This window comes from Argonema antarcticum A004/B2 (assembly GCF_023333585.1).
Lineage (GTDB): Bacteria > Cyanobacteriota > Cyanobacteriia > Cyanobacteriales > Aerosakkonemataceae > Argonema > Argonema antarcticum.
Genome location: NZ_JAIQZN010000194.1, coordinates 1 through 4,022, shown reverse-complemented (window position 1 = coordinate 4,022; position 4,022 = coordinate 1). Strand labels below are relative to the sequence as shown.

The window sequence follows — 4,022 nt, the reverse complement described above, 5'->3', positions numbered from 1 at the left end:
GGGGACAAGGGGGACAAGGGGGACAAGGCCCAGAAGAAAAGCTTTTCGTTTCAACCAACTACTTATGACCACACCCACGGCACGCTGCGCGATCGCGTACTGCTCTTTCAGTAGAGCTATATCAGTTCACAATATGTTGCAGGAAAAAAAATTCGGATGTTACAATATGATAATTATACTGAAAATTTAAAGGCTAAGATGAAGAAAATTTTAGTGATTGAAGATGAAGCACTAATTCGCAGTAATATTTTAGACCTTCTAGAATCCGAGAATTTTCAGACGATTGGAGCAGAAAATGGTGGGATTGGAATTCGTCTGGCGCAAGAACAAATCCCCGATTTGATTATTTGCGACATTATGATGCCCGATATGGATGGTTATAGCGTTTTGACCGAGTTGCGCCAAAATCCGGTTACAGAAATGATTCCCTTTATTTTTCTGACTGCGAAAGCTGACCGGGATGACCTCCGCTTAGGAATGGAATTAGGTGCAGACGACTATATTACCAAGCCTTGTACGCTGACTGAATTAGTAAGCGCGATCGCAGCACGATTCACAAAACACAATGCCTTTATCCAACAGTATAAAAAAGAGCGCGAAAAATCCCAAGAATTGCAACAAAAAGTGCTGCAACTTCAAGAAATTAATGAAACCAGAGAAGATTTGCTGCAAAGACTCTCTCAAGAGTTACGCGATCCCGTGTCTACCATCAATCTGGCAATTCAAATGCTAAAAAATTCTCCTTCTCAGCAAGGACAGGAGCGATATCTCAAAATTTTACAAGAAGAGTGTGCCCGCGAAATCGCTATTCTCAATCAATTTTCCAACTTACAGAATTTCTTGACCCCAGAGAATGCCAAACTTCTGCGCCGATTTAACCTTTTGAGAGAGCAAAATCATGAAAAAAATTCTAGTCATTGAAGACGAAGCAGCTATCAGGGATAACATTTTAGAACTATTAGAAACGGAAAACTATGAAGGAATAGGGGCAGCCAATGGTTCTATCGGTATCCATCTGGCACAAGAACACACTCCTGATTTAATTCTGTGCGATGTCAGGATGCCTAAAATTGATGGTCATGGCGTTTTGGAAGCGTTAAGACATGACCCCATTACCGCAGCAATTCCATTCATTTTTCTGACAGCCCAAGCGGACAAGACGGATCTGCGCCAAGGAATGGAGCTAGGGGCAGATGATTATTTAACCAAACCCTGCACATCGGAGGAATTACTGAGAGCGATCGCCTCCCGACTCAAAAAACAAGCTACCGTTACTGGAAGCTATACCGCCGCACTCAAGCAAGCTTCGCAACAACTTAACCATTTAAATTATTACGATCGCTTAACTAACTTACCAAATCGACAGTTATTGCAAGAGCGATTTAATAAAGCTTTACAGCGGGACATTTTACGTCAGAGAAACCCGCAACTTGTCCAGCCGGAAGTTAATGATGAACAATTTCTGCCCATTCTATATCTGAGTTTAGACCGATTCAGCCGCATCAACGAAACCTTGGGACATTCTAGCAGCGACTCGTTAATTAAAGCGATTGCAAGACGGTTACAAAACTGCCTTGACAGCAACGATACTATCGCCCACCTGAGTCTCGAACACTTTGCCATTCTTCTGACAACAATTAATCAAAAAAAAGGGATTGGAGATTTCGCTCAAACTATCCTGGATGTTCTCTCTAAACCCTTTCTTTTAAAAAATGGTAACGAAATCTTTATTACTGCTAGCATTGGCATTTCTCTCTATCCTCATAATGGCAACAATATAGAAAAACTGCTCCAAAATGCCCATAAAGCGATGAACCACGCGAAGAACTTGGGTGGCAACAACTATGAATTTTATGCTTCAAAGTTCAGCCTTGGAGCTTCTGATCGCTTAGCATTGGAAAGTAGCTTAAGCTACGCTTTGGAACGAGAAGAACTTCAAGTTTATTATCAACCCCAAGTAAATCTGCAGACAGGCAAAATTGTTGGGGCTGAAGCTCTTTTGCGCTGGAACCATCCAGAACGAGGGCTAGTTTCACCCGCTAAATTTATTCCTTTAGCTGAGGAAACAAGTCTGATTATACCTATCGGTGAATGGGTATTAAAGACGGCGTGTCAGCAAATGAAACGCTGGCAAAATCTTGGCGTTCCTTCTTTACGAGTAGCAGTCAATTTATCAGCACGCCAGTTCAATCAAGCTAATCTCCGTTTTATGGTATACCAAACCTTAATGGAAACAGGTCTTGAGCCTCAATATCTCGAGTTAGAATTAACCGAAAATATTTTCTTAGAAAATGTAGAAATAGGTGCCATCAGATTAATAGCTTTCAAGGCGATAGGCGTACAGATTGCCATTGATGATTTTGGCACAGGTTATTCTTCTTTAAGCTATCTACAACACCTTCCATTTGATGTTTTAAAAATTGACCAGTGTTTCATTCGTCATATTAATGAAAATGCGAAAAATCAGGCGATCGTAACCGCTATTATCCAAATGGCGCATCAAATGAATCTCAAGGTAATTGCTGAAGGAGTTGAAACAGAAGCAGAATTAGCTTTTTTACGTCAACATCAATGCAATGAGATCCAAGGCTATTTATTTAGCCGTCCTTTAAGTGTTGAAGCCTTTGAAAAGTTGCTTAAAACTGATAAAAATTTACCTATAATATCCAGTTTTAACTAATTTTATTCTCGGTTCTCTAATCCCTATTAAGGAATAAAGACAATGCTCAAGATTTTAGTAATTGAAGACGAACCAGCGATCCGCGACAACATTTTAGAACTGTTGGAAGCTGAGAATTTTGAAGCGTTTGGCGTAGCAGATGGCCAAAGTGGTGTGTATCTAGCTAAGAAACATTTACCGGATTTAATTCTGTGCGATGTGATCATGCCAGAATTGGATGGTTATGGCGTTTTAAAGGCATTGAGAAACGAAACGACGACGGCGACAATTCCCTTTATTTTCCTCACAGCTTTAGCTGATAAAAAAGATTTTCGCCAAGGAATGGAACTAGGCGCTGATGATTATCTCACCAAACCCTGCACGCCAAACGAGTTGCTCAAAGCGATCGCAACCAGACTCCAAAAACAAACCGACCTGAGCAAGCAAAGCAAGCTTTTGCTGGATGAATTGCGTCACAGCATTACCATGTCCCTTCCCCACGAACTGCGGACTCCCTTGAATGGAATTATGGGTTTTTCAGATATTATTATGGCTGAAGGCAATTCGTTAGAACTATCTGAAATTAAGGAAATGGTCGGGTACATCCAAAGTTCTGCTAAACGGTTATATCGTCTGATCCAGAATTTTCTACTTTATGCAGAACTAGAGCTAATAGCCACAGATATAAAACGGATTAAAGATCTACGCAGCCATCCGATGATCTCGGTTAAGGAAATTATTCAAAACCAAGTAATTCAACAAGCAAAACTGGCACAGCGAGAAGCAGATTTGGAGCTAGACCTACAAGATTCAGGAGTTCAGATGTCAGGGTTGCGCCTGAAGAAGCTGGTTGAAGAATTAATGGATAATGCTCTGAAATTTTCTTCACCCGGAACGCCTATTCGCGTCATCAGTAGTGTCAAAGATAACAGCCTGAGTTTATCGATCCTCGATCAAGGTAGGGGGATGACAGATGCCCAAATCGCTAATGTAGGCGCTTATATGCAATTTGAGCGGAAACTTTACGAACAACAAGGCTCTGGATTGGGGTTGGCGATCGTGAAGCGCTTGGTGGAATTGCACGGCGGAGAATTAACGCTAGAAAGTATCTCTGGCGAACAAACAATTGCTTGCGTTACCCTTCCCACTATTCTCACAACAAAACCAAGTTGAAGTAACTGTTCAGCTAGGGCGAAGTATCCTTCCATACCTCCAGCAGCTAGTGCTTCAGCGAAGATTTTGCTGCCTTGTGGAGAAGAAAAAGCAATAGACCTCTCCAAAAAACATTGTAGAGACGTTTCATGAAACGTCTCTACAAGGTTTTTTGGAGAGGTCTATTAGTCAATCTAAAATCTAAAATGGA

At 41.2% G+C, this 4,022-nt stretch carries 3 protein-coding genes; all 3 read left to right on the top strand.

The genetic code is table 11. The features are described from left to right. The first annotated feature begins 156 nt into the window (after nucleotides 1-156). From LAY57_RS35000 to LAY57_RS34990, 3 genes are read left to right on the top strand one after another with little or no spacing between them, the layout of a single operon-like run. The gene (locus tag LAY57_RS35000) at nucleotides 157-921 is read left to right on the top strand and encodes an ATP-binding response regulator (RefSeq protein WP_249071999.1); all 765 of its coding nucleotides are present in this window, start codon (nucleotides 157-159) and stop codon (nucleotides 919-921) included. Beyond that, the gene (locus LAY57_RS34995; protein ID WP_249071997.1) at nucleotides 899-2,680 is read left to right on the top strand and encodes a putative bifunctional diguanylate cyclase/phosphodiesterase; all 1,782 of its coding nucleotides are present in this window, start codon (nucleotides 899-901) and stop codon (nucleotides 2,678-2,680) included. The genes LAY57_RS35000 and LAY57_RS34995 overlap by 23 nt, the downstream gene beginning before the upstream one ends. A 42-nt stretch (nucleotides 2,681-2,722) precedes the next feature. Continuing rightward, nucleotides 2,723-3,832 (top strand): hybrid sensor histidine kinase/response regulator, encoded by a 1,110-nt coding sequence (locus LAY57_RS34990; protein WP_249071996.1) that lies wholly within the window; start codon nucleotides 2,723-2,725, stop codon nucleotides 3,830-3,832. Nucleotides 3,833-4,022: the final 190 nt, after the last annotated feature.

What these genes read in the sequence shown, in the direction of transcription:
- LAY57_RS35000 (WP_249071999.1), top strand. Translation starts at nt 157, where the DNA reads ATGTTACAATATGATAATTATACTGAAAATTTAAAGGCTAAGATGAAG.
- LAY57_RS34995 (WP_249071997.1), top strand. Translation starts at nt 899, where the DNA reads ATGAAAAAAATTCTAGTCATTGAAGACGAAGCAGCTATCAGGGATAAC.
- LAY57_RS34990 (WP_249071996.1), top strand. Translation starts at nt 2,723, where the DNA reads ATGCTCAAGATTTTAGTAATTGAAGACGAACCAGCGATCCGCGACAAC.